Raw genomic sequence first — 23,707 nt, forward strand, 5'->3', positions numbered from 1 at the left:
GGCAGATCTCGGCTCTCCTTTCGGCAAATGATCGTTTTCCCCTTCTCCAGATACGCTGACTTTCATGAGCACTAGCGCGCATTTTTGTTACGCTGGGCCCATTTGCTGTAGGAGGCGCCATGGAAAGTTCAGCATCAGCCACGGGCCTTGGCGAGTCGTCGCGCGCGCTAGCCGATGCGAATTGCAGGGAATCTCCGACGGGTTTGCGGCCGTTCGTTCGTATTTGGACGGTGTTTGGCCGGGACAGTTCGCTGCCCTCAAACCGTTGACCGAATCCGGAAAAGTGGAAAGCTATGGCTGGGATCCGCGACAGCAGAGGCATGGCCGCTTCTCAAGAGAAGTTGTTCAAATGCTTGATCACCAAGCGCGGCCTGGCTGCCCGGATGGGGCAGCATGCCGCCGTCAACGCGGCAGAAGCGAGGACCTGCTCGCTGGAGCATCAAAAGCCGAGTTACTGTTCTCGCACCCGGATGGCGACTCCCGCATTGAGCTTGGCTTTGGGATTCGCCCGAAGCTCTCCTGTTTGGCCGTGCTCACATCTAGGCGCAGTCCCTGCCCGGTATGGCCATGGCAGGAACATGCGGCGATTTAGGTGCGGTCCTTGACATCCCTTGCCAAAATAGAAACCACACAAGCTGCTTGCGCAAAAGGAAGAACGGGAGAATCCGATGAACCAGGGTACCGCGCACGGGATCGTGAAGAAATATCACCAAGCATGGACCACCGGAGACATCGATACGGCCATGAGTTGCGTTTCCAAGGACATCGTTTGCCGCGCCCCGGGAATTGATCTGAAAGGTATCAACGCCTACCGGGACTTCATCGGCGGCTTCGCTCCAATGCTGACCGGCATTGGTGAGATCGCGCAATTCGCCGAAGGCGATCGGGTGGCCCTGTTCTACTACCCGCAGACCGCCGTCACTGCCACGACCCCGGCCGCGGAGTATTTCACCGTCGAAGACGGTTTGATCGTGCACAGCGTGCTGATTTTTGACCGTATGTCCTACCGGCCGACCGGGCAGGCCTGAACAAGTGAATGCCATGACTCCCCAGCAATCCCAGGTCGTTGCACGCCTGAGGTCAATGCTCGCAGCCGAGCCCGCGGTGCGGGAGGTCTCGATGTTCGGCGGCAGGTCCCTGATGGTCAACGAGAAAATGCTCGTCAGCGTCCACAAAAACGGGGGACTGCTCGTGCGAGTCGACGGCGGGCGCCACGAGGAGGTGCTGGGCTGGCCAGGGGCCGCCCAAGCAGAAATGGGGCGCGGCCGCAGCATGGGCCAGGGCTGGATCCAGGTTGCCGCTGAAGCCATCGTCACTGATGACCAGCTTGCTATTTGGGTACGTGCCGCCATGGACTACAACCGCAAGGCCACGTGTGCAGACCAATAAGTGGAATGCGGCGCGCTCCTGCAGGGCCCTGGCGCAACGTCTGCGGCGGACCATCCGCGACAGGGCGAAATCCTCCAAGAGGGCCGAAGCGAAGCGCCAGCCAACGGCTGGTTTACGGGTGTGCCGTGGGAAAATGGAAGCATGAGTGCACCTGACGAAAACCTCTGGCTCGCCAATCTGAGGGCCAACCCCGACCATTCCCAGAACTTCGCGCAGCGCTGGCGGAATCTGGCCGCCGAAGGCAAGGACATCTTCGGTGAAGCGCGCACCATCGACGCGATGGCCGAACGCGGCAGTAGGATCCTGGATGCCGGCTGCGGCACCGGACGCATCGGCGGTTGGCTCTCCGAGCAGGGGCACCAGGTGGTCGGGATCGACCTCGATGCGCACCTGATCGACGTCGCCAGCGAAGACTATCCGCTGGCGCAGTGGCAGGTCGGGAATCTCGCCTCATTCAGCGTGGATGACGGTGCCGGGCATCTTCGTGAATTCGACCTGATCGTCTCGGCCGGCAATGTCGTGACTTTCTTGTCCGAGGCTGAACGCCTGCCGGCACTGCAGAAAATGCGGGGGCATCTGGCTGCCGATGGCCGCCTGGTCATCGGATTTGGTGCCGGGCGTGGCTATGCATTCGAGGATTTCACCGCCGACGCGGTACGTGCAGGGCTGGCGGTTCAGCAGCGCTACTCGACCTGGACCCTGCGCGAACCAGGCGAGGACTTCCTGGTGGCGGTCCTGGGCCAGGCTTAGGGGCGCGGGGCCCGGCGAGCGCACAGCTTATCCGCCGACCGAGGCCGGCGCAGGTTCGTCGAAAAAATTCCAGCCAATGCGCAGGCGCTGGCCAGCTGGCTCGAGTGCTCACTCGGTAAAGTCGAGAACGTACGACGTTGGACCAACCGCGTGAGGAGTACGTCTGATGGGTTTGCTAGACAAATTCAAGAACAAGTCCCAGGAGGCTGCGGGCGAGGCCAAGGAAGCCGCGGGCGATGCCTCCGGCGACGAGGAGCTGCAAGCCGAGGGTATAAAGGACCAAGCGGCAGCGAAGGCCAAGCAGGCTGGTGAAGCAGTCAAGGACGCCGCCAAGGATGCCCGCGATAATCTGGGCAGGTAGAAGCAGCGAACTGATGGCACCCGCGAGAGCGGGTGCCATTGGCGTACTCGGCGGCGATCCGCGAGCCGCACGGGTTGGCGGCCAAGAGCCCAACGCCATTGTTGGACATCTACTATGCGCTAGTGACTAGGTGTGACAGCATGAAAACTGTGTAACGAAGCCGAGTACCCGGGAGTTGTAATGGCTGCACCCACCGAAGCAAGCATGAAAGAAATCCGCGAGCTGATCGCGGTGGACACCACGAGCCGCGACACCAATTTGCCGCTGATCGAAAGTGTCGCCGGAAAACTTCGAGCGCACGGTGTGGAGTCCACGTTGATTCTCAATGAAGAGCGCACCAAGGCCAACCTGCTGGCCACCATTCCTGCAAGCGATGGCGGCCGCACTGGCGGCATTGTGCTCTCGGGGCACACCGACGTCGTGCCGGTCGACGGGCAGGACTGGAGCAGCGAGCCATTTGACGCCCAGGTACGAGGCGACAAGCTGTACGGCCGTGGAACCTGCGATATGAAGGGGTATCTGGGGGTGATCCTGGCCAAGCTCGACCAGCTGACCAGCGCACAGCTCTCCGAGCCAATTCACCTGGCGCTGTCCTACGACGAAGAGGTCGGTTGCGTCGGCGCGGTGAGTTTGGTGGACAAGATCGTGGACGATGGATTGGCACCCCGCGGATGCTTTGTCGGGGAGCCGTCGAGCATGCGGGCGATTCGCGGGCACAAGTCGATGAATGTGTTCCGCGTGCAGTTCAACGGAGTCGCCGCGCACTCGTCGCTACCCTCCGAGGGCGTGAACGCAATTTCCTACGCGCTGCGCTTTGCCGGTTTTGTCGAGGAAGTGTCCCAGGAGCTGCGTACCAGCGGGCCGCAGGACGCAGCATTCATCGAGCCGTCCACCACCATGAACGTGAACAAGTTTGATGCCGGCATCGCAGTGAACACCATTCCTTCGCAAGCGGTGGTGTTCTTCGAGTACCGTTCATTGGCTGTGGTGGATCGCGAGCAGCTCACGGCCCGCTTCCGTGACGAGGCCGCCAAGCTCGAAGCCCAAATGCGCGAGAAGAATCCTTCGTGCTCGGTCAGCTTCGAGCAGCAGGCGGGTGCTCCCGGCCTGGATACCGAGCCGGGCGAGGAAATTGTCGCGCTCGCGGCAGCCTGCGGGGCGATCGCCACCGATGAGAAGGTAACCTACGGTACCGAAGCGGGCTTGTTCTCGGCCGCGGGCATTCCGACCGTCGTGTGCGGCCCCGGAGACATCGCCCAGGCACATGCGCCGGATGAATACATCTTGCTCGACCAGATCGCCGAGTGCGAGAACTTCATTGACTCGCTGATTGCGCAGCTGAGCCGATGAGCGCGGCAAGTCCAGCCACCGTGCAACAGATCGCGATGGCCCGCAAGGCGGTCATTTCCAGTTCCATTGGCGCGGCCCTGGAATGGTTCGACATCATTGTTTATGCCACCTTTGCCACCACTATTGCCAAGGTTTTCTATCCCGAGTCGGATCCGACTTTCGCGCTGATCCTCACCTTCGCGACCTTCGCGATTTCCTACGTGATCCGCCCGCTGGGCGGGATGGTGCTGGGAAGCTATGCGGATCGCAAGGGACGGAAGAAGGCGCTCACCCTCACGCTTGGGCTGATGATGGTGGGCACCTTGATCATGGCCGTGGCTCCTCCCTACGCGTCGGTCGGCGTGGCAGGCGCGTTGATCATCCTGCTTTCCCGCCTGATTCAGGGATTCTCTGCCGGCGGCGAATTCGGAACCTCGACCGCATTCCTGATCGAAACGGCTCCGCATAAAAAGGCCTACTACTCGTCGTGGCAGGTGGCCAGCCAGGGCGCTTCGATGTTGCTCGCCTCCGGGTTCGGATATTTCCTCACTACTGGCCTGAGTCCACAGGATCTGGAAGCGTGGGGCTGGCGTGTGCCATTTTTCGTTGGCCTGCTGATTGGTCCGGTGGGGCTGTACATCAGGGCTCGGCTGGAAGAGACCGAGGAGTTCACATCCGTGGTGAAAGAAAAGTTCCCGCTGGGGACCCTCTTCAAAGTGCACTACGGTCGGCTGCTGGCTGGATCTGCGGTCATTGGTGTCGCCACGATTTCTGTCTATTTGATCCTGTTCATGCCAACCTTCGCCGTGAATAACCTGGGCATCCCGGGCGATGCGGCATTCTTGGGCGGCATCGCAGCTGGCGTCATCACGCTGTGCGGGGTGCCGCTTGTCGGGCATCTGGCAGACCGCGTTGGCCCTGCAAAGGTGATGACCTATGCGGCAGTAGCCGCTTTCGTGCTTGCCTATCCTTTGTTCAAGCTGATGACTTCCACGCCCACAGTCGGGGTCATGGTGGTGGTGATCGCGCTGCTTGGCGTCATCATGTCCTTCTACTTCGGACCGCTTCCCGCGCTGCTCTCGGGACTGTTCCCAGCGGCTATCCGTGGTTCCGGATTGTCAGTTGCCTACAACGTGGGCGTGACCTTGCTCGGGGGCATTGCTCCGCTGGTGCTGACCTGGCTGCTCAAGGTGACCGGTTCGCTGGATGCGCCAAGTATCTACTACATGGCCATCGCCGTGATTTCGCTGGTCGGCTTGTTCTTCGTCCGTCGGCGCTACGCTCAGCGCTAGCGTCCCCTGAACGCGCACGTGGCCGCCGGCTCTTGTGAGTTGGCGGCCACGAGTCTACGTATTGTGCCGGTCTAAAGCGCGACGAGCAGAACGGCTGTCCAATGGCAGAGGAAAGCGATGATTGTGCAGGCATGGAATAGTTCGTGGAAACCGAAGATTGCCGGCAAGGGGTTGGGGCGTTTGGTGGCATAAAAAACGGCCCCAACCGTATATGCGAGCCCACCGGCAAGGATCAGGATCATGGTTGCCGGATTTGCCGCCCAAAAAGCTGGCAGCTGCATTAGCGCGCCCCACCCGAGAAGAATGTATAGACTCACGCCGACCCAGCGCGGCGCCGTGGGCCAGATGGTCTTGATGGCGATCCCGGCTATTGCTCCAGCCCAGATGATGGATAAGACGATGATTGCCTGTTTGCCCGGGAGCGTCAGCGCTGCAACCGGTGTGTAGGTGCCGGCGATGAGCAGGAATATGTTGGCGTGATCCGCTCGACGGAAAAGACCCATGACCTTGTCGGTCCAATTTCCACGGTGGTAGAGCGCGGAGGTGCCAAAGAGCAGGATGGAGCATATCGCGAAGATTGCGCTGGTCCATTCGGCAAGGCGACCATCGGCCAGGACGATGAGCACTAGATTCATGATGATGATTCCCGGAGTTGACCATGCATGAATCAATCCGCGCCAGCGCGTTCGTTCGGTGCCGATGGGCAAGAATTTTTTCGGAGCTCGATTTTCTGCGGTGGGGGTCATGGGATCAATGGCCACGGGAGTCCTTAACGTAGTGCTCGGGGAGCGATCCCCAGTCTTCGAAGTCTACGGCAGAATGCTAGGTTCCCACTGTGCCTGGCGCAGGATGCCAATCACGAAGAAACCCGCCCAGTTCACTGGGCGGGTTTCTTCAATGCCGCAGAGGACAAGTATAAAAATCGCCGGCTAGGCGCGCTTCTTGGTGATGAATCCCCAAACGACCAAGACAATCAATGCACCGCCGATGGCCAGGATCCAGCTCCAAAGTGAGAAGAACCCGCTCATTCCCTTGTCAAAGATAAGGCTGCCAATCCAGCCGCCGAGCAATGCGCCGACGACCCCTAGCAACAAGGTCGCGATCCATCCGCCACCCTGCTTGCCTGGCAGGATTGCTTTTGCGATAGCGCCAGCAATCAGGCCCAAAACTATCCATCCAATGAATCCCATGATTCGCTCCAATGGTCAGAATCTCTAGTGATCGGGTTTGACCACTTAATCCAGACATTACATTGCTTTGAGCTGGGGTTCTATAGAAGGCCTGTTGATTTTCGGGCTTTTCACAACATAGATTCAAGTTTAACTTGAAGGTTCGCGATGTTTCTACTTGTAAATGATGTCTGATCTCCGGCTTTCAAGAAGTCAAGGTTCGAGTCCTGTGAAATGGTTGACACGGGTCACTGTCGCTCATACGCTTGTTAAATCAGATTTTATCCAATCAAACAATCCTTAAGTCTGATATTAGGTTTGCGCACGACGGAGTGAATACATGAGTGAACTGGTCCCAGCCATCATCGTTATGGGTGTTTCGGGCAGCGGCAAGACGACTATCGGCCAGATGCTGGCGGATGAGCTGAATCGTCAATTCGTCGACGGCGATAGCCTGCACCCCGAATCCAATAAGCAGAAAATGGCCACAGGCGAAGCGTTGAATGATCAGGACCGCGAACCTTGGTTGCGAGTCATTGGCCAGAAGCTTGCTGAAGGAACCAACCAGGGAGAACCGCTGGTTATTGCGTGCTCCGCCCTGAAGCGCAGTTACCGCGATTTGATTCGTTCCTTGGAGCCGTCAACCATTTTTGTGCATCTGGCAGGTGTGCCAACTGTTATTCGCGATCGAATGAACGCACGCTCCCACGAGTACATGCCTTCCTCGCTGCTGGACAGCCAATTGGCCACCCTGGAGCTTCCCACCGCTGATGAAGCGGTTCTCACCGCTGACATTTCCAATTCTCCTGAGGATATCGTGCGTCAACTTGTAATTGACCTCGGAGTAGCGCACCTCTCATAAGCCACATGCCAGTAACTGGCATGAATAACCATTGATCAAGGACGACAATGACAACTGAGCTCGAAATGAACTGGACGCTGGGTACGCCCGGTCTCCTCGGACTCGCGGTAGCGGCGGTCGCCGTGCTGCTGGTCCTAATTATCCGCTTCCGGATCCACGCTTTTGTGGCTCTGGTTCTCACCAGCTTGCTGACGGCAATTGCCGCAGGCATTCCTGCGGCATCGGTGATCACCACTTTGACCAGCGGCTTCGGCTCAACGCTTGCGAGCGTCGCCTTGCTCGTGGGCCTTGGTGCGATGCTCGGCCGAATGCTGGAAACCAGCGGTGGCGCCGAGGTGATGACCAACTGGCTCATCTCCAAGTTCGGCGAAAAGCGTGCTCCGCTGGCGCTGTCCGTGGCATCGCTGCTCTTCGGTTTCCCCATCTTCTTCGACGCTGGCCTCGTGGTCATGCTTCCAATCATCTTCACCGTGGCACGCCGCCTGGGTGGATCTGTTCTGTACTACGCGATTCCAGCGGCAACTGCATTCTCTGTGATGCACATCTTCGTACCACCACATCCAGGCCCAGTGGCGGCTTCGGGTCTGCTTGAAGCGAATGTTGGCCTGGTCCTCGTTCTGGGCCTAATTGTCGCCATCCCGACTTGGTTCTTCTCCGGCCACCTGTTCGGCAAGTTCGTTGGCAAGAAATTCGACATCCCAGTACCAAACATCCTGGATGCAGCACTGGGCAACGGCACTGGCAAGGATGACTTCAAGTCTTCTCCATCGGTAGGAACTGTCTTCAGCCTGCTGCTTCTGCCGCTGATCTTGATCTTCATGAACACCGGACTGAACATGCTCGGCAGCGCCGGCATCGTTGATGCAGAAGCGTCATGGGTTACCTGGCTTCGCCTGTTTGGCGAGACCCCGGTAGCGCTGCTGATCACTGTTTTGCTCGGAATGTTCCTGCTCGGCTTCCGCAAGGGCAAGGACAAGACCTTGGTTGAGACCGTCGTTGACTCGGCTCTCGGCCCGGTATGCTCGATCATCTTGATCACCGGAGCCGGCGGCATGTTCGGTGGAGTGCTTCGTGCCAGCGGCATCGGCAATGCTATTGCGGATTCGCTGCAGTCGGTGGGCATGCCACTGATCATCGCGGGCTTCCTGATCGCAGCCATCGTGCGTTTGGCCCAGGGCTCGGCTACCGTGGCATTGACCACCGCGGCCGCCATCGTTCAGCCGGCAATTTTGGCTGATAGCTCATTGACCGCTTTCCAGGTGGCCACCATGGTTCTGGCGTTGGCCGCCGGTTCGGTGTTCGCCGGCCACGTGAACGACTCCGGCTTCTGGCTGGTGTCCCGCTTCCTGCAGATGGACGTATCGACGACTTTGCGGGTGTGGACGGTCGGGCAGGCTTTGGTTTCGGTTGTCGGCTTCGCCTTCGTGATGGTGCTCTACGGCATTGCAACTGCGCTTGCCTAGCAAGCTGCCTCTCTAGCGAAAAAATCCGCCGGCCCAACGAATATTCGTTGGGCCGGCGGATTTTTGGTTGTCCTGAAAGCATGAATCGGTGCGCTGATCTAGCGAGCATCCTTGGCTGGGTCGACAAACAGGCGCGGCTGGCCCTCCCAGAGGCTGCATATCTCGTTATGGGTGCGGCGCATGATGCTTTCCATGTTCTTGCGGGCACCGGCCGAATCGGAATTGGAGATGGCATCGGCTACCGATTGGTGCCAGAGCAGCGCCTCTTCGTGCGGGCGCTCTGGCATCAGTCCAAGTTCGGTTCGACCGCGCAGGATCGCGCCAATGGGCGTGGAGAGATTGGCGAACATCTCGTTGCCTGAAGCGGCAAGCACCAGGGCATGGAAGCGAATGTCCAGTTCCAGGAATCGGCGAAGGTCGCCTTGGCGTCCATAGTGATTCATTTGAGCGGAGATCATCATCAGCTCCTTGCGCATGGCTTCCGGGGCGACCTCGGCGGCCAGTTCAGCGGCCATGGGCTCGACGGAAATGCGAAGCTCGGTCAGGGAGCGGAGCTGCGTCCCTTTTTGATCGCCGGCCAGGCGCCAGCGAATGACGTGATCGTCGTAGGGGTTCCAGCTTTCCGCCCCCAGAACTCGAATGCCCACGCGCTTGGTGCTGGTCACCAGGCCGCACTGGGCGAGCACGCGAACCGCTTCGCGGATCACCGAACGGGAGACCTGGAGCTTCTGCTCAAGATCCGCGGCAAGAATAATCGAGCCGCGGGGGATTTGTCCGCTGACGATGCGGGAGCCGAGATGCTCAACCACATGAGCGTGCAGACTAGTTGCCATAGGGATAGTTTAGCTAACGGCTAGGAACAAATAGGGTTGCGCCCACCGAATACTCAGAATAAATATGTTTTAACTTTGGTAGTCCTCTGGGAAACAGGGTGCTGTGCCTAGTAGGATGGGAAGGTCACGTGGTCGTGATTCAGGGGCCATGGTTTATGGTCTCTGTTAACGGCACACCTCCCCGTAATTGATGGAGACTTATTTTTATGCCTGCACAGATTGGTGTCACAGGTCTGGCCGTGATGGGCGCAAACCTCGCCCGCAACTTCGCCCGCAACGGATACACTGTCGCCCTGTACAACCGCTCGGTCGGAAAGACCGACGCACTGCTTGAGGCGCATGGCGATGAAGGCGACTTCATCCGCACCGAAAGCCTCGAGGAGCTGGTCGCGAATCTTGAAACCCCGCGCCGCGTCCTGATTATGGTCAAGGCTGGCGGTCCGGTGGATTCCGTCATCGACCAGCTGGTTCCGCTGCTTGATGAAGGTGACATCGTCATTGACGCAGGCAACTCGCACTACACCGATACCCGTCGCCGCGAAGCAGCCCTGAACGAAAAGGGCCTCCACTTCGTTGGCGTTGGAGTTTCCGGTGGCGAAGAGGGCGCACTGCTGGGCCCATCGATCATGCCAGGCGGCTCGGCCGAGTCCTACAAGGCTCTGGGCCCGATGCTGGAAAAGATTTCCGCCAAGGCCGACGACGGTGCTCCTTGCTGCGCATGGATTTCCACCGACGGCGCGGGCCACTTCGTGAAGATGGTCCACAACGGCATTGAATACGCCGACATGCAGGTTATCGGCGAGGCCTACGACCTGCTGCGCAGCGCTGCAGGCATCGAACCTGCCGCACAGGCCGAAATCTTCAGCGAGTGGAACAAGGGGGAGCTTTCCAGCTTCCTGATTGAAATCACCGCTGAGGTCCTGGGCCACACCGACGCTGCCACCGGCAAGCCGCTGATCGACGTAATCCAGGACTCCGCGGGCCAGAAGGGCACCGGCCGCTGGACCGTGCAGTCCGGCCTGGATATGGGCTCGCCGGTTTCGGCCATCGCCGAATCGGTATTCGCTCGCTCGCTGTCCTCCCAGCGTGACATCCGCGCTGTGGGCCAGAAGGTGCTCGCCGCAGACACCACCGAGGTCACCCTGCCAGAGAACTTCGTCGAAGACGTGCGCCAAGCCCTGTTCGCATCGAAGCTGGTTTCCTACGCACAGGGCCTCGACATGCTCACCTCGGCTGCCGGTGAATACAACTGGGAGCTGAAGCTGGACGAGATCGCAGGTTTGTGGCGTGAAGGCTGCATCATCCGTGCGGCCCTGCTCAAGGACATCACTGCTGCTTACTCGGCGGACGAAAAGCCAGTCAACCTGCTGTTCGCTCCAGCCTTTGCCGAAGCAATCGCCAAGGCAGTTCCTGCATGGCGCCGTGTTGTCTCCGTGGCAGTTCAGCTCGGCATTCCGGCACCAGTCTTCTCCTCGTCGCTGGCTTACTACGATGGCCTGCGCCGCGACCGCCTGCCGGCAGCATTGACCCAGGGTCTGCGTGACTTCTTCGGTGCGCACACCTACCGCCGCACTGACAAGGAAGGCACCTTCCACACTCTGTGGAGCGGTGACCGTTCCGAGATTGCTGCAGAGGACACTCACTAGAGTTTTCACAGCCTAAACCGGCCTTCTTTCTAAGAAATTACTTAGAAAGGGGGCCGGTTTTTCTTAATAGGATCAGTGTCACAAAGGCAAATTTTCCCCCCGGAAACATCCAACGAAATCTTTCTTGAATTCCCGTTCATGGAAAACACCTATGTATATCGATAACTGCTGACAGGTAGCGTCTATATAAATTTTTCCATGACGAATTCTCCTCAATCACAAAATACGCGAGCCGAGCAATTAGCCCACGAAAAAGCGGCTACGAGTAAAAAGCCATCACGCCGAACGGTTCTCTTTGGTTCGCTGGCGGTACTCGCCTCAGCAGGCGGTGGTGCCGGATGGGCGCTGGATCGATTTGTTATCGAGCATGTTGAGCAAACCGGTGTCACTAGTGCCGCCGCAACATCTGCGAGGACCGCTTCCGAGACTGCGGCAAGTGTCACTGATACCAGCTACACCTCGAATCTTGCCAATATCAATATCACCAAAACCGTCACGGGCAGTGGCAGTAATCAAGTGACGTACTTTGCAGCCGATCTCAAGCTTCAACAAGGAACCGTGCTGGCTTCTGCCTTTGCCAAGGACAGCTTTGGCGAGAACATCACTGAGACCACCAGTGTCATCGCAGAGAACAACTCAGCAGTATTTGCCATCAACGGCGACTACTACGGATTCCGGGACACGGGCATTGTCATTCGCAACGGCGTGGCCTACAGGGATAAAGGCGCCCGTGAAGGACTGGCATTCTACAAGGATGGCAGCGCCAAGGTTTACGACGAAACCACTACCAACGCAGACACGCTGGTCTCCGAGGGCGTCTGGCAAACTCTGTCTTTCGGCCCTGCCGTCGTCAAGAACTCGAAACAAGTTGACGGCATTGACCAGGTCGAGGTTGATACCAACTTCGGCAACCACTCGATCCAGGGTCAACAACCACGAACTGCCGTTGGCATCATTGATGAGAAGCATTTCGTTTTCGTCGTTGTCGATGGTCGCTCGGAAGGCTATAGCGTCGGGGTGACGATGCCGGAACTGGCCCAAATCATGCTGGATCTCGGGTGCGAAACTGCTTACAACATTGACGGCGGCGGATCTTCGACCATGTTCTTCAACGGGCAGCTGGTTAACAATCCTCTGGGACGCGATCAAGAGCGAGGCACCTCTGACATTCTCTTTATCGCGGGGCAGGGGGAGACACAATGATTCTCCTGATCCCAGCATATGAACCCGACGAAAAGCTCAACCAGCTCATTGAGTCGCTAAAACTGCAGAGCAACGAAACGATTCTGGTCCTTGTTGACGATGGCAGCGGAGCAGAATCGGAGGAAATTTTCACCTACGCCCAGCGCCAAGGAGCGGTCCTCATCCAGCATCCGGTCAACATGGGAAAAGGGGCCGCGCTAAAGACCGGTTTCAGCTTCATCGCCGAAAACTTCCCTGGGCATGATGTTGTGACGGCGGACTGCGACGGTCAGCATGCTGCCGAGGATATTTACGCTGTGGCAAGGGAAGTGGGCAGCAAAAAGGGCATCGTTCTTGGCGAACGTGAATTCTCCGGGAAAATACCCCTGCGCAGCCGATTGGGGAACAAGGTCACCACATTATTCTTCGCACTATCCACCGGTGCGTGGCTTAATGACACCCAAACTGGACTGCGTGGATTCCCAGCGGAAGTACTTGAATGGCTGGGAAGCGTGGACGGCGAGCGCTATGAATACGAATTGAAAATGCTCCTTGAAGCGCGCAGGAAGAATATCGCTCTTGAACCGGTCAAGATACAGACCATCTACCTCAACGACAATGAGAGTTCACACTTCCGGCCCATCAGGGATTCGATACGGATTTATGCGCCACTGCTGAAGTTCTCTGCATCTTCGCTGGCAGGGTTCGTGGTGGATACTGTCCTGCTAATGGTGTTCACGGCGATATTCAATAACTTGTTACCGGCAGTGGTCCTGGCGCGACTCGGAAGCGCAGCGGTGAACTATTGGATCAATCGACAATTGGTGTTCGCCGAAGGCCGTTCGTTGCCGATGCGGTCAACTGTGGCTCGGTACGCGCTGCTGGCACTGGTGCTACTGGCGTTGAATTATGAGTTGCTTTCACTGCTCTCAACTGCTGGAATCCCTCTGCTGTTCGCAAAGTTTGTCACGGAGATTGTCTTGTTCCTGGCGAGTTTCTCAGTCCAAAAGCGGTTCTTGTTTCGACAGCGACGTCAGCGGGAGGCGCCAATTCAAAATTCACAAGCGGGGCATTTGGTGAATACAGATTCACCACAGACAGGTATTGAAAGATAGTCATATACCCTCCAGCAAACAGTAATAAATTACTGTCAATCTTTTTTTGAATTAAGAAAGAATGCTCATGAAACACTCATTTAAAGCCAAGGCACTAAGTTCAGTAGCCGCTTTATCGCTTGCACTGGCAATGACCGGTTGTGCGAGTAGCGGCAGCGGAACCACGGTCTCAGATGTCATCAATGCAACCAGCAGTGCCAGTAGCGCAGCCAAAGTCGCCGAAAGCACTAGCTCGGCGAGTGGTGATTCAACGGTTTCGGCAACGGACGTTTCGGAAGACACCCACTTTGACGAGGACGATCTGCAGTGGGATGCCGATAAGGAAACTAAAGTAGACCTCTCGGATGGAAGCACGAAGGTTTCGGGGACTGACTCGGATAGTGTCTCCGTGGACGAGGATACCGTCACCATTAACGCAGCAGGCACATACCGGCTTTCTGGTTCGCTCAGCGACGGCAAGGTGGTTGTTGCTGCCGGCAAGGAAGACGTGGTCCGAATTATCTTGGACAATGCGTCGATTAGCAGCTCGACCGGTTCGGCAATCCAGGTTAATGAGTCCAATGAGACCCTCCTCTACCTTGAAGAAGGCACGAGCAACTCCGTATCGGATGCCAGTACCTATTCAGATACCGCCGAAGATGCTGCGAATGCAGCGATCTACTCGATGGCGGACCTGACCATTGCTGGTGAGGGTTCCTTGGATGTCAAGGGAAATTACCATGACGGCATTGTGAGCAAAGACGGGCTGGTGCTCGCTTCGGGCCAACTGACAGTTACGTCGGCAGATGATGGAATCAAGGGCAAGGACTACGTCGCGCTGCTTGGCGGAAACGTCGATATTACCGCCACTGGGGATGGCATCAAGTCAACAAATGACACAGATGCTGACCGGGGCTGGCTCCATCAGTATGGCGGTCAGCTGAACGTTTCGGCCGGTGACGACGGCATCAAGGCCGAGCAGCTTTTGACGCTCAGTGGGGGAGCTGCCACGGTCGCCAAATCAAATGAGGGGCTGGAAGCGCCAACTATCAATCTGACCGGCGCAACGGTGAACGTGACTGCCAGTGACGACGGTGTCAACGCAACTGCTGGCAGCTCCGAGAATGCTGCTCAGGGTGGTGGCGGGGCAATGGATGCCGCACAGGATGCCCACCTGAATATTTCTGGCGGCAAGGTCACCATCTCAGCCGAGGGCGACGGGTTGGATTCTAATGGGGACATCTCAATTACCGGTGGCACTACTGTTGTCAATGGCCCAACCAGTGGCGGCAACGGGGCGCTGGACTCGAATGGCGATATCTCGGTCGACGGGGGTGTGCTGTTTGCCGCGGGTAGCGATGGCATGGCAGAAGGCCTAGGCGAGACGTCAAAGCAGTCCGGTGTCCAGGCTTCCTTGGGAACGACCGTCGATGCAGGCGTCGCCATTCACATTGTTGATTCCAGTGGCAGCGTGGTTGCCAGTTTTGTGACTTCAAAGGCAACAGCCAACGTGGTGTATTCCAGCTCTGAGATCGCAGACGGGGACACCTACAGCATCTACACCGGAGGAACGGCCGATGTCGACGCGGGTCTGGGGGCCGGCAGCATCACGGACGCAACGAAGGTGGCAACTGCGACCGCTGGAGAATTCGAGTCCGGAATGGGCGGCGGCATGGGTGGCCAAGGCGGCGGTCCTGGCGGCCAGTAAAAATCCATAACTTGCAGGGTTGGCATGGTAGCTGAACCCCGTTGCCCCAATCATGAGCTGGGGCAGCGGGGTTCAGTGCCGTTCATGGCAAAGCGCCGGGTCTATCGTTCGCAGGCGACAAGGGTCTTGGCGTCTTCCAGCAACGTGCGGGCCTGTGCCGGAGCAATGCGAACAAGCGCAAAAGCTGCAACGACGAGGCCTGTGACCGTTGAGGCGAGGCGCTGTTGGACGATTGGATCGAGATCGCTCTGGCTCGCATGAATGCCACGGTTAAATGCGGCTTCCAGTTCTTCGCGATAAGCCTGAATGACTTTGGATACGTGCGAATCAATTGACAGCGGGGAATTGGCCGTATTAATCAACAAGCATCCATTGCTTGTTGGCAGCGCATCTGGTTGGCTGAAAACGGAATTGAGCCCGTCCAGGTAATCGATGAGTGCATTGGCTTCGACATGGTCGGCGGTCAGCGGCTGCAGGCGCGGGCGGACGATTTCGTCCAGGTAGCTTTGGACCGCTGCGTCAAAGAGGCCTCGTTTTGAGCCAAAGGTGTTGTAGATGCTGGAGCGGCTCAGGCCTGTGGCTGCTTCGAGTTCCGGGATGGAAGCTGCTTCGAATCCCTTGGCCCAAAACAGCGATCGCGCATTCTTGACGACGGCGGAACTGTCGAAGGCTAGTGTTCTTGCCATCACACACCTCTCTACTTTCGGAAACGACCATTACAGTATATATTGAAATGGACGTTACAGAATGCTTGTTCCTCTCAGACTTCCAGGAGCTCTGCCTCATGATTATCACCGCACTTGTGTTGGCCGCCGTGGCCGCATTGATCCACGTGTACATTTTCTTCATGGAATCCTTGTGGTGGACCACCGCCAAGGTTCGCGCCACATTTGGTTCCACCGAGGCCGAGGCCGAGGCGACCAAGGAGATGGCGTTCAACCAGGGCTTCTACAACCTGTTCCTCGCGATCGCCACATTCGCCGGCATCATCTTCCACATCGCAGGGCAGCCGGCTATCGGCTCCACTCTGGTCTTCACAGGAACCGGCTCAATGCTGCTTGCAGCCTTGGTTTTGATCATCTCCAGCCCGTCAAAGGCTTCGGCAGCAATCAAGCAAGGCGTATTCCCGCTGCTCGCTGTCATCGCACTAGTCGCCGGCCTGGCACTCTAAGTTTTCAGACCCGAAAAAATTCGATTACGGAAAGGTACTCATCACCATGAGCGAAACCACCAGTACCCAGATCCATCTCGCAAGCCGCCCCACCGGATGGCCAACCAATGAAAACTTCACCGTTGAGCATGTCGAACTCGCAGGGCTGAAGGCCGGCGAAGTCCGGGTGCGCAATGAATTCATTTCCGTTGATCCATACATGCGTGGACGCATGAACGACACCCGCTCCTACGTGAAGCCATTCCAGATCGGCGAACAGATCTCCGGCGGCGCGGTAGGGCGGGTCATCGCTTCGGAAGACAGCTCCCTTCCAGTGGGCACCCTGGTTCTTCACCAGCTCGGCTGGTCGGATCTGGTCCAAGCTCCCGCAGCCAGCTTCAAGGAAATCCCTGACCTGCCGGGCGTGCCCAGCTCGCTGCGCCTGCATATTCTGGGCATGACAGGTTTGACCGCCTACGTTGGCCTGAAGGCCATCGCAGGTCTTGTTGAAGGCGAAACCGTATTCATCTCCGGTGCAGCCGGTGCTGTGGGCACCGCAGCCGGCCAGATCGCAAAGCTCATGGGAGCCAAGCGCGTCATCGGTTCCGCGGGCAGCGCTGAAAAGGTCGAGCTGCTGACCAGCAAATACGGCTACGATGCGGCCTTCAACTACAAGGACGGCGACGTTCGTGGGCAGCTGGCGGCAGCCGCTCCTGAAGGAATTGACGTTTTCTTCGACAACGTGGGCGGCGACCACCTCGAAGCAGCACTGGCAGCCTTCAACGATGGCGGCCGCGCAGCCCTGTGCGGTGCCATCGCCAGCTACAACACCACCGAACCAACCCCAGGCCCAGAGAACATGGCCAACCTGATCACCCGCGGCCTGAAGCTGCAGGGCTTCACCCTGTCGAGCTACCTGAACTACGGCGAAGAATTCTCCGCGCTGATGGGACAGTGGTTCGCTGAAGGCAAGGTCGCATACGACGAAACCGTTGTCGACGGCATTGAAAACACCGTTCAGGCTTTCCTGGACATGATGGGTGGAGCCAACATCGGCAAGATGCTGGTTCGCATCTAGTAGATCGAGCGCCAAATAGCAGCGAAACGCGGGGCCAGCCAGAAGCATCTGGTTGGCCCCGCGCCTCGTTAGCCCATGTCCTGGGAGCCGTGGCTTCTGGTTCAGACCAGCTCGGGCAGGCGCACCATGCGCACGTCTGTGATCAGCGGGGCCGTCGGATCCTGAACCGCCTGGCCATCAAATTCGAAACCATTGCGCTTGTAGAAAGCGATGGCCCTGGGGTTTTGCTCTGCCACCCACAGCATGGCGGGCTGATCGCCGAGTACGGCATCGATCAATTGTTGGCCCGCGCCGGACCCGTGATGATCATTGAGCAGATACAGATTGTAGAGTTGACGTTCGATACCTTCAGGAACGCCGGCAGCGTCCTGCGAGCACGGTGCAGCGAAGGAAAAGCCAATCAGCTCACCGTCCTCGTTGCAGGCCAGGGCAAGATGGAACTCTGGATTCGGATTGCCAAGAATCCTTTGCCACATGCCGATTCGTTGTTGAAGATGGGCGGCATTGAAAAAGCCTTCCGGCAACAATTCGCTATAGGCCTGTTTCCAGCACGCAACATGCAGGGCAGCAAGCTCCATGGCATCCTCGAGCTCCGGTTTCCTTAGCGTGTAGCTCATTTTGCGCCGTCCGCATACTGCTTCAAGTGGATTCCGGTGAGCGTGCCGGATGCTGCCAGTGCTTCCGGGGTGCCTTCAAAAACGATCTGCCCGCCTTCGTGGCCCGCGCCCGGGCCCAGGTCGATGACCCAGTCGGCATGGGCAACAACGGCGAGGTGATGCTCGATGACGATAACTGTGTTGCCTTCGTCGACCATTTCATCGAGCAAGCCCAGCAAGTTCTGGACATCGGCCATATGAAGACCGGTGGTTGGTTCATCGAGCACATAGGTGCCAGATCCCTTGCCCAGGTTGATTGCCAGCTTGATCCGTTGGCGCTCTCCACCAGAGAGCGTATTCAAGCGCTGTCCAAGCTTGAGGTAGCCAAGGCCAACTTGGTTCAGCCTGGTCAGCATCGGCTTGGCCTTGGGGATCTTCAGCTGTTCCAGTGCCTGCTCCATGCTCAAATCCAGAACCTCGCTGATGTTGAGGCCATCCAGAGTGTAGTTCAAGACCTCAGCGGTAAAACGGGTGCCTTCGCACACCTCGCAGGGCAGGGCCACTCCAGCCATGGACACCAAATCGGTATAGGTGAAGCCGACACCCTTGCAATTCGGGCAGGCCCCTTCGGAATTTGCGCTGAATAATGCCGGCTTGACCGAGTTGGCTTTGGCAAAAGCCGCGCGAATAGGATCCATGATCCCGGTATAGGTTGCCGGGTTCGAACGCCGCGAACCACGAATGGCGCCCTGATCCACGACCGCTACGTCTTCACGCTTGGAAATTGTGGAGTGGATCAACGTGGACTTGCCCGATCCGGCGACTCCGGTGACGGCGCACAGCACACCGGTGGGGACATCAACATTCACATTCTTGAGATTATGTGTCGAAGCGCCTCGAATTTCCACGGCGCCAGTTGAGGTACGGGGGCGAGAGTTGAGCGGAACACGCGTGGAGAAGTGCTGGCCTGTCAGTGATTCACTGGCCAGTAGGCCGGGCACGTCACCGCTATAGCACAGGGTGCCACCATGTATACCCGCACCTGGACCCAGGTCCACGACATGGTCGGCAATCCTGATGACCTCAGGCTTGTGTTCAACGACGAGGACGGTATTTCCCTTGTTTCGCAAGTTGGCCAAGAGGACGTTCATTCGCTGGATGTCATGGGGGTGCAATCCCACGGTAGGTTCGTCAAAGACATAGGTAACATCCGACAGCGCACTGCCAAGATGCCGGATCATCTTAACGCGTTGGGCCTCGCCGCCGGATAACGTGCCTGCAGGCCGATCCAGTGAAAGATAGCCCAGTCCCAGATCGACCATCGAAGTCAAGACCGCGCCCAGATTCGTGAGGAGCGGAGCAGCATCGGCAATCTGGATCCTCGCCAGTTCTCCGGCTAATTCCGAAACTTGCATGCCCGCCATGTCGGCAATGCCCAAGCCGTTGATTTTTGAAGCACGGGCCTTTTCGCCCAGCCGGGAGCCATTGCAGGCAGCACACGGTGCGGTTGTGGAAATGCGGTCAATCCACTCGCGGATATGAGCCTGCTTGATTTCACGGCCGGAAAGAATGTAGTTGGACTTGATGCGCGTGATCAGCCCGGAATAGCTCATGTTCGCACCGTTGAGCTTGACCTTGCCGTCCTCCGCATAGAGCAACCGATCGAGCATCTGCTTGGACAGGTCCTTGAGCTTCACATCAAGATCGACTTGCGTGCCAGCGGTCAGGGTTTGCCACAGCCAAGCGCCCGGGGTGAAGTTCGGAGCCTTGATAGCCCCTTCATTCAGGGTCTTATCCCAATCAAGGAGCTCATCCAGATCGATGCTGGCTTCCGTGCCGAACCCCTCGCACACCGGACAGGCGCCCTGGCCAAGGTTGAACGAATACGCTCCCGCTCCGCCGGCGCTCGGTGACGAGTAGCGCGAGAACAACACGCGCAAGAGCGAGTAGGCATCGGTCGCCGTGCCGACCGTGGAGCGAGAATTAGAACCCATTCGCTCCTGGTCCACCACAATGGCCGCCGACAAGTTTTCCAGGACCTCGACATCGGGGCGCGGCATGGACGGCATGAAGTTCTGGATGAAGGAAGTGTACGTTTCGTTGATCAGCCGCTGCGACTCGGCGGCAATCGTCCCGAAGACCAGCGAGGACTTTCCGGATCCTGAAACACCGGTAAATGCGGTAATCCGGCGCTTGGGAATATCAACGTCGATGCCTTTGAGGTTATTTTCCCTGGCTTGACGGACTCGGATCATGTCATGGGCGTCGGCAGGATGCAGGTTCATAACGCCAACTTTACTAACTGGTAAGCCCGGCGGATACCCGGCTTCACCGACACCCTGATGACCGTTGCCGCTCGTGAAGACCCTTGGCCTCCCGGCGTTTGCGCTCGCCGTCAGGGTGCGAGGATCGAAGTCTTGTGCAGATTTTGGATTTTTCCTTAATTCTGCGCCGGCAACCGGGTGGATCCTTTGCTTCATTTGTTCTGCGGCGCACACGCGATGACGATGAAGTTCGAACATTGCGAATGAATTGCAAAGATCTTGTGGCGAATCTTCGAAAATAGGCGGTACCCTTGGAATTCCCTAGTGATTCACAAGATTTCCGGGTTGCTCTTCGCCGCATTATCATTATCGAGGCGTGTGCTACGACACATTAGTGGCATCTCGACCTGACGCATGATCCCGAACCATCAAAAGGACCTTCATGAAGCTGCTGAAATCTATTCCCTTGCTTGGCTGGGTGCTAGTCGCCATCGTCCTAGGCATCCTGCTGGGCCCGGTAATGCCGGTATGGTTGGGAAGCTTGTTCCTGACCTACAATTCGATTTTCTCGGGTTTCCTGGGCTTCGTGGTTCCGCTGATCATTTTTGGCCTCGTTGCCCCGGCCATCGCTGAACTCGGTAAAGGGGCAGGGAAGTGGCTTGGCATCACTGCGGCGATCGCCTACGGATCCACTCTGTGCGCCGGACTCCTTGCCTATTTCGTGAGCCGTTGGGTATTTACCCAGTCGCTGTCCGGCGGCGGGCTCGAAGCCATCGGTGAGGGATCGGGCTCAGGTTTCGAGCCATTCGTCTCCGTTGCCAAGAGCGCGGGGGACTCGGCGACCGAAATCGTCTTGCCACCAGCTTTGGATGTAATGACCGCCCTGGTCTTGGCTTTCATCCTTGGCCTGGGCATGACCGCCTTCCGCTCGAAGGTGCTCTTCCGTGGCGTGGTTGAATTCCGCACCATCATCGAAATGGTGATTCGCCGCATCGTTGTTCCAGCTCTGCCATTGTTCATTTTCGGCATCTTCCTGGACCTTTCAGCCAGCGGCAGCGCGATCACCGTCGTCTCGAAGTTCCTGCTCGTCGCAGTGGTCTCCCTGGCCCTGACCCTCGTAGTGCTGCTGGTCCAGTACTCGATTGCTGGTGCAATGAACAAGCGCAACCCATTGGCAGCTTTGTGGGGCATGCGCGATGCCTACTTCACCGCTCTGGGCACCTCGTCGTCGGCAGCGACCATTCCGGTCACACTGGCCTCGGCGAAAAAGAACGGTGTATCCGACGCAGTAGCCGGGTTCGTCATTCCGCTGTGCGCCACCATCCACCTTTCGGGTTCGATGGTGAAGATTACCTGCTTCTCCATCGCGGTTCTCCTGCTTACCGGTGGAGACGTCAACTTCGGAGCCTACTTCCCGTTCATCTTGATGCTCGGCGTCATGATGATTGCCGCCCCTGGCGTTCCTGGCGGCGCGATTGCCGCCGCCGCGGGCCTGCTGGGGCAGATGCTCGGCTTCGGCGAAGTGGAAGTCGGCCTGATGTTCGCCGCCTACATTGCTTTGGATAGCTTCGGCACCGCAACCAACGTGACCGGTGATGGCGCCGTAGCGATGATCATGCAGAAACTGACCAAGGGCAAGCTCGGGGCACAGCCGCAAAGCGACGAAGATGAAATCGTTGAACTGGCTGATGGCAGCCAGAACAAAGCTCACCAGCTAGGCGAGTAGCGCTGGCAACGCAATGGCCGATGTTCGCACCATTAGGTGCGAACATCGGCCATTACTTGTTTGCCTGCTGTGGGGCTAGATCCACATTGCTGGATCGATGTACTCTGCCGGGTCAACCGCGGGCTTGCGCTCCTCGGGCTTGCGCGGGCGATTCTGCGCAGGGATTCCGGTGACGATCGAGCCCTCTGGCGCATCCTTGACGACTACGGCATTGGCGCCGATTGCCGAATCGGCACCGATCACGATTGGGCCGAGCACTTTGGCGCCAGCGCCGATGACAACGCGGTCGCCAATGGTCGGGTGGCGCTTGACCTTGGCCAGAGATCGGCCGCCGAGGGTGACGCCGTGGTAAATCATGACATCCTCGCCAATTTCAGCGGTCTCGCCGATGACGATGCCCATGCCGTGGTCGATGAAGAAGCGGCGGCCAATGGTGGCGCCTGGGTGGATCTCGATTCCGGTGAGCGCACGGGTCGCCTGGGACAGCAAGCGTGCCGGCCACCTCAGGGACGGGTTTTGCCACATCTTGTGGGCCAGCCGATGCATCCAGATGGCGTGCAACCCTGAATACACGAAAAAGTTTTCGGTATCACTGCGCGCCGCAGGATCATGCTGTCGAGCTGTGGCCAGGTCTTCACGCAGCCGGGAGAAAAAACTCATGGAAACTACCTTAGGGGTTGCGGTTCGCTGCGCTGGAATCCGAAGACGTCACACAGCAAATCGGCACGAGCCGCACCGATTTAGGTCTCTCATTAGACCCAACGGTGGCTCGCGCCGATTTATTCTAGTTTGCCGAAACTTATTTAGCCGCGGATGTCATCAAACAGCAGGGTGGAAATGTAGCGCTCACCGAAGTCTGGAATGATGGCAACAATCTGCTTGCCTGCGTATTCTTCACGAGCAGCAATCTGCAGTGCGCCCCATACCGCCGCACCAGCGGAGATGCCGCCGAGGATGCCTTCCTTGACGCCCAGCGCGCGGGCGGTGGAAACCGAGTCCTCGATGCTGGCATCAAGAACTTCGTCGTACAATTCGGTGTCCAGAACCTCTGGGATGAAGTTCGCGCCCAGGCCCTGGATCTTGTGCGGGCCTGGCTTGCCGCCGTTGAGGATTGGAGAATCCTTGGGCTCCACAGCAACAATCTTCAGGTCCGGATTCTTTTCCTTCAGGAAGCGTCCGGCGCCGGTGATGGTGCCACCGGTACCGATGCCTGCGACCAGGACGTCGATCTTGCCTTCGGTATCGTCCCAGATTTCTGGGCCGGTGGTGTCCGAGTGGATCTGCGGGTTGGCGGTGTTGGCGAACTGCTGTGCCCAAACGGCGTTGTCAGAAGTCGCAACGATTTCCTTGGCCTTCTCCACTGCTCCGCGCATGCCGTCGGCACCCGGAGTGAGCACGATCTCTGCGCCGAAGGCACGCAGCATGACCCGGCGCTCGGTGGACATGGTCTCTGGCATGGTCAGGATGACCTTGTAGCCACGGGCGGCGCCGACCATGGCAAGGGCGATACCGGTGTTGCCGGAAGTGCCTTCAACGATGGTGCCGCCTGGCTTCAGTGCCCCGGACTTCTCGGCGGCGTCAACGATGGCTACACCGATGCGGTCCTTGACGGAGTTGGCTGGGTTGTAGAATTCCAGCTTCACGGCGATGTTGCCGGCCAGGCCCTCATCAAGTCGGTTCAGCTTCACCAGCGGGGTGCGGCCGATAACTTCGGTGACGTTGTTGTAGATTTTGCCCATCTTCTATGCAGTCCTTACGTGACTCATTGCGGCCGCGATTGCTGGCGGCGAGTTACTTGCAGATGCCGGCTCAATA

The 23,707-nt window shown here is 58.1% G+C and carries 23 protein-coding genes; 15 read left to right on the forward strand and 8 right to left on the reverse strand.

Annotated elements, in window-relative coordinates; genetic code table 11:
• Positions 1-668: 668 nt before the first annotated feature.
• From AC6CHO_RS04270 to AC6CHO_RS04295, 6 genes are all read left to right on the forward strand, one after another.
• Entirely contained in the window at positions 669-1,028 is a 360-nt protein-coding gene (locus AC6CHO_RS04270) for a nuclear transport factor 2 family protein (protein WP_498213866.1), read from the forward strand.
• 13 nt (positions 1,029-1,041) lie between these two features.
• A complete protein-coding gene (locus AC6CHO_RS04275) occupies positions 1,042-1,389 on the forward strand; it encodes a TfoX/Sxy family protein (RefSeq protein ID WP_498213867.1) in 348 nt (115 codons plus the stop codon).
• A gap of 141 nt (positions 1,390-1,530) precedes the next feature.
• Positions 1,531-2,139 (forward strand): class I SAM-dependent methyltransferase, encoded by a 609-nt coding sequence (locus AC6CHO_RS04280; protein WP_498213868.1) that lies wholly within the window; start codon positions 1,531-1,533, stop codon positions 2,137-2,139.
• Between the two features lie 166 nt (positions 2,140-2,305).
• On the forward strand, positions 2,306-2,500 hold the full coding sequence (locus AC6CHO_RS04285; protein ID WP_498213869.1) for a CsbD family protein: 195 nt from the start codon (positions 2,306-2,308) through the stop codon (positions 2,498-2,500).
• 180 nt (positions 2,501-2,680) lie between these two features.
• Positions 2,681-3,850 carry an acetylornithine deacetylase gene (argE, locus tag AC6CHO_RS04290; protein WP_498213870.1) on the forward strand — a complete coding sequence of 390 codons (1,170 nt, stop codon included), beginning with the start codon at positions 2,681-2,683 and terminating at the stop codon, positions 3,848-3,850.
• Positions 3,847-5,121, forward strand: coding sequence for an MFS transporter (locus AC6CHO_RS04295; RefSeq protein WP_498213871.1), 1,275 nt, complete (start codon positions 3,847-3,849; stop codon positions 5,119-5,121). The genes argE and AC6CHO_RS04295 overlap by 4 nt, the downstream gene beginning before the upstream one ends.
• A 71-nt stretch (positions 5,122-5,192) precedes the next feature.
• Here AC6CHO_RS04295 and trhA read toward each other — a convergent pair whose 3' ends face one another.
• Together trhA and AC6CHO_RS04305 are read right to left on the reverse strand one after the other, a co-directional pair.
• Positions 5,193-5,882: a PAQR family membrane homeostasis protein TrhA gene (gene trhA / locus AC6CHO_RS04300; protein WP_498213872.1), complete on the reverse strand. Its 690-nt coding sequence runs from the start codon at positions 5,880-5,882 to the stop codon at positions 5,193-5,195.
• Between the two features lie 168 nt (positions 5,883-6,050).
• Complete coding sequence (locus tag AC6CHO_RS04305; RefSeq protein WP_060701523.1) at positions 6,051-6,311, reverse strand: GlsB/YeaQ/YmgE family stress response membrane protein; 261 nt, start codon at positions 6,309-6,311, stop codon at positions 6,051-6,053.
• A gap of 319 nt (positions 6,312-6,630) precedes the next feature.
• On the opposite strand from AC6CHO_RS04305, the gene AC6CHO_RS04310 reads away from it, so the two are divergent.
• Both AC6CHO_RS04310 and AC6CHO_RS04315 read left to right on the forward strand, forming a co-directional pair.
• Positions 6,631-7,152 (forward strand): gluconokinase, encoded by a 522-nt coding sequence (locus AC6CHO_RS04310; RefSeq protein ID WP_498213874.1) that lies wholly within the window; start codon positions 6,631-6,633, stop codon positions 7,150-7,152.
• Between the two features lie 47 nt (positions 7,153-7,199).
• On the forward strand, positions 7,200-8,615 hold the full coding sequence (locus AC6CHO_RS04315) for a GntP family permease (protein ID WP_060701525.1): 1,416 nt from the start codon (positions 7,200-7,202) through the stop codon (positions 8,613-8,615).
• 98 nt (positions 8,616-8,713) lie between these two features.
• On the opposite strand, the gene AC6CHO_RS04320 is transcribed toward AC6CHO_RS04315, so the two are convergent.
• On the reverse strand, positions 8,714-9,448 hold the full coding sequence (locus AC6CHO_RS04320) for a FadR/GntR family transcriptional regulator (protein ID WP_060701526.1): 735 nt from the start codon (positions 9,446-9,448) through the stop codon (positions 8,714-8,716).
• A 206-nt stretch (positions 9,449-9,654) separates the two neighbouring features.
• Here AC6CHO_RS04320 and gnd point away from each other — a divergent pair, with 206 nt between their 5' ends.
• The 4 genes from gnd to AC6CHO_RS04340 all read left to right on the forward strand — a co-directional run bounded on the left by gnd (position 9,655) and on the right by AC6CHO_RS04340 (position 15,078).
• Positions 9,655-11,094: an NADP-dependent phosphogluconate dehydrogenase gene (gene gnd / locus AC6CHO_RS04325; RefSeq protein ID WP_498213875.1), complete on the forward strand. Its 1,440-nt coding sequence runs from the start codon at positions 9,655-9,657 to the stop codon at positions 11,092-11,094.
• Positions 11,095-11,292: 198 nt separating this feature from the next.
• Positions 11,293-12,297, forward strand: a complete 1,005-nt coding sequence (locus tag AC6CHO_RS04330) for a phosphodiester glycosidase family protein (RefSeq protein WP_498213877.1) — start codon at positions 11,293-11,295, stop codon at positions 12,295-12,297.
• Positions 12,294-13,391 (forward strand): GtrA family protein, encoded by a 1,098-nt coding sequence (locus AC6CHO_RS04335; RefSeq protein WP_498213879.1) that lies wholly within the window; start codon positions 12,294-12,296, stop codon positions 13,389-13,391. The genes AC6CHO_RS04330 and AC6CHO_RS04335 overlap by 4 nt, the downstream gene beginning before the upstream one ends.
• A 67-nt stretch (positions 13,392-13,458) precedes the next feature.
• Complete coding sequence (locus tag AC6CHO_RS04340) at positions 13,459-15,078, forward strand: carbohydrate-binding domain-containing protein (protein ID WP_498213880.1); 1,620 nt, start codon at positions 13,459-13,461, stop codon at positions 15,076-15,078.
• A 101-nt stretch (positions 15,079-15,179) separates the two neighbouring features.
• Here AC6CHO_RS04340 and AC6CHO_RS04345 read toward each other — a convergent pair whose 3' ends face one another.
• Entirely contained in the window at positions 15,180-15,764 is a 585-nt protein-coding gene (locus AC6CHO_RS04345) for a TetR/AcrR family transcriptional regulator (RefSeq protein ID WP_498213881.1), read from the reverse strand.
• A 98-nt stretch (positions 15,765-15,862) separates the two neighbouring features.
• On the opposite strand from AC6CHO_RS04345, the gene AC6CHO_RS04350 reads away from it, so the two are divergent.
• Both AC6CHO_RS04350 and AC6CHO_RS04355 read left to right on the forward strand, forming a co-directional pair.
• On the forward strand, positions 15,863-16,249 hold the full coding sequence (locus AC6CHO_RS04350) for a DUF1304 domain-containing protein (RefSeq protein WP_060703376.1): 387 nt from the start codon (positions 15,863-15,865) through the stop codon (positions 16,247-16,249).
• Positions 16,250-16,295: 46 nt separating this feature from the next.
• A complete protein-coding gene (locus AC6CHO_RS04355; RefSeq protein WP_498213882.1) occupies positions 16,296-17,306 on the forward strand; it encodes an NADP-dependent oxidoreductase in 1,011 nt (336 codons plus the stop codon).
• A gap of 101 nt (positions 17,307-17,407) precedes the next feature.
• On the opposite strand, the gene AC6CHO_RS04360 is transcribed toward AC6CHO_RS04355, so the two are convergent.
• Together AC6CHO_RS04360 and AC6CHO_RS04365 are read right to left on the reverse strand one after the other, a co-directional pair.
• Entirely contained in the window at positions 17,408-17,923 is a 516-nt protein-coding gene (locus tag AC6CHO_RS04360; protein WP_498213883.1) for a GNAT family N-acetyltransferase, read from the reverse strand.
• A complete protein-coding gene (locus AC6CHO_RS04365) occupies positions 17,920-20,187 on the reverse strand; it encodes an ATP-binding cassette domain-containing protein (protein WP_498213884.1) in 2,268 nt (755 codons plus the stop codon). Before AC6CHO_RS04365 ends, AC6CHO_RS04360 begins: the two co-directional genes overlap by 4 nt.
• 421 nt (positions 20,188-20,608) lie before the next feature.
• Here AC6CHO_RS04365 and AC6CHO_RS04370 point away from each other — a divergent pair, with 421 nt between their 5' ends.
• Positions 20,609-21,892, forward strand: coding sequence for a dicarboxylate/amino acid:cation symporter (locus tag AC6CHO_RS04370; RefSeq protein ID WP_498213885.1), 1,284 nt, complete (start codon positions 20,609-20,611; stop codon positions 21,890-21,892).
• A 75-nt stretch (positions 21,893-21,967) separates the two neighbouring features.
• Here the strand turns inward: AC6CHO_RS04370 and epsC are convergent, their stop codons facing one another.
• Entirely contained in the window at positions 21,968-22,552 is a 585-nt protein-coding gene (gene epsC, locus AC6CHO_RS04375) for a serine O-acetyltransferase EpsC (protein WP_444664023.1), read from the reverse strand.
• A gap of 143 nt (positions 22,553-22,695) precedes the next feature.
• The gene (gene cysK / locus AC6CHO_RS04380; RefSeq protein ID WP_498213886.1) at positions 22,696-23,631 is read right to left on the reverse strand and encodes a cysteine synthase A; all 936 of its coding nucleotides are present in this window, start codon (positions 23,629-23,631) and stop codon (positions 22,696-22,698) included.
• Positions 23,632-23,707 lie beyond the last annotated feature (76 nt).

The organism is Glutamicibacter sp. GQ173, assembly GCF_059759215.1.

Coding starts and splice junctions, on each gene's coding strand:
- AC6CHO_RS04270 (WP_498213866.1), top strand. CDS start 669: ATGAACCAGGGTACCGCGCACGGGATCGTGAAGAAATATCACCAAGCA.
- AC6CHO_RS04275 (WP_498213867.1), top strand. CDS start 1,042: ATGACTCCCCAGCAATCCCAGGTCGTTGCACGCCTGAGGTCAATGCTC.
- AC6CHO_RS04280 (WP_498213868.1), top strand. CDS start 1,531: ATGAGTGCACCTGACGAAAACCTCTGGCTCGCCAATCTGAGGGCCAAC.
- AC6CHO_RS04285 (WP_498213869.1), top strand. CDS start 2,306: ATGGGTTTGCTAGACAAATTCAAGAACAAGTCCCAGGAGGCTGCGGGC.
- argE (WP_498213870.1), top strand. CDS start 2,681: ATGGCTGCACCCACCGAAGCAAGCATGAAAGAAATCCGCGAGCTGATC.
- AC6CHO_RS04295 (WP_498213871.1), top strand. CDS start 3,847: ATGAGCGCGGCAAGTCCAGCCACCGTGCAACAGATCGCGATGGCCCGC.
- AC6CHO_RS04305 (WP_060701523.1), bottom strand. CDS start 6,311: ATGGGATTCATTGGATGGATAGTTTTGGGCCTGATTGCTGGCGCTATC.
- AC6CHO_RS04310 (WP_498213874.1), top strand. CDS start 6,631: ATGAGTGAACTGGTCCCAGCCATCATCGTTATGGGTGTTTCGGGCAGC.
- AC6CHO_RS04315 (WP_060701525.1), top strand. CDS start 7,200: ATGACAACTGAGCTCGAAATGAACTGGACGCTGGGTACGCCCGGTCTC.
- AC6CHO_RS04320 (WP_060701526.1), bottom strand. CDS start 9,448: ATGGCAACTAGTCTGCACGCTCATGTGGTTGAGCATCTCGGCTCCCGC.
- gnd (WP_498213875.1), top strand. CDS start 9,655: ATGCCTGCACAGATTGGTGTCACAGGTCTGGCCGTGATGGGCGCAAAC.
- AC6CHO_RS04330 (WP_498213877.1), top strand. CDS start 11,293: ATGACGAATTCTCCTCAATCACAAAATACGCGAGCCGAGCAATTAGCC.
- AC6CHO_RS04335 (WP_498213879.1), top strand. CDS start 12,294: ATGATTCTCCTGATCCCAGCATATGAACCCGACGAAAAGCTCAACCAG.
- AC6CHO_RS04340 (WP_498213880.1), top strand. CDS start 13,459: ATGAAACACTCATTTAAAGCCAAGGCACTAAGTTCAGTAGCCGCTTTA.
- AC6CHO_RS04345 (WP_498213881.1), bottom strand. CDS start 15,764: ATGGCAAGAACACTAGCCTTCGACAGTTCCGCCGTCGTCAAGAATGCG.
- AC6CHO_RS04350 (WP_060703376.1), top strand. CDS start 15,863: ATGATTATCACCGCACTTGTGTTGGCCGCCGTGGCCGCATTGATCCAC.
- AC6CHO_RS04355 (WP_498213882.1), top strand. CDS start 16,296: ATGAGCGAAACCACCAGTACCCAGATCCATCTCGCAAGCCGCCCCACC.
- AC6CHO_RS04360 (WP_498213883.1), bottom strand. CDS start 17,923: ATGAGCTACACGCTAAGGAAACCGGAGCTCGAGGATGCCATGGAGCTT.
- AC6CHO_RS04365 (WP_498213884.1), bottom strand. CDS start 20,187: ATGAACCTGCATCCTGCCGACGCCCATGACATGATCCGAGTCCGTCAA.
- AC6CHO_RS04370 (WP_498213885.1), top strand. CDS start 20,609: ATGAAGCTGCTGAAATCTATTCCCTTGCTTGGCTGGGTGCTAGTCGCC.
- epsC (WP_444664023.1), bottom strand. CDS start 22,552: ATGAGTTTTTTCTCCCGGCTGCGTGAAGACCTGGCCACAGCTCGACAG.
- cysK (WP_498213886.1), bottom strand. CDS start 23,631: ATGGGCAAAATCTACAACAACGTCACCGAAGTTATCGGCCGCACCCCG.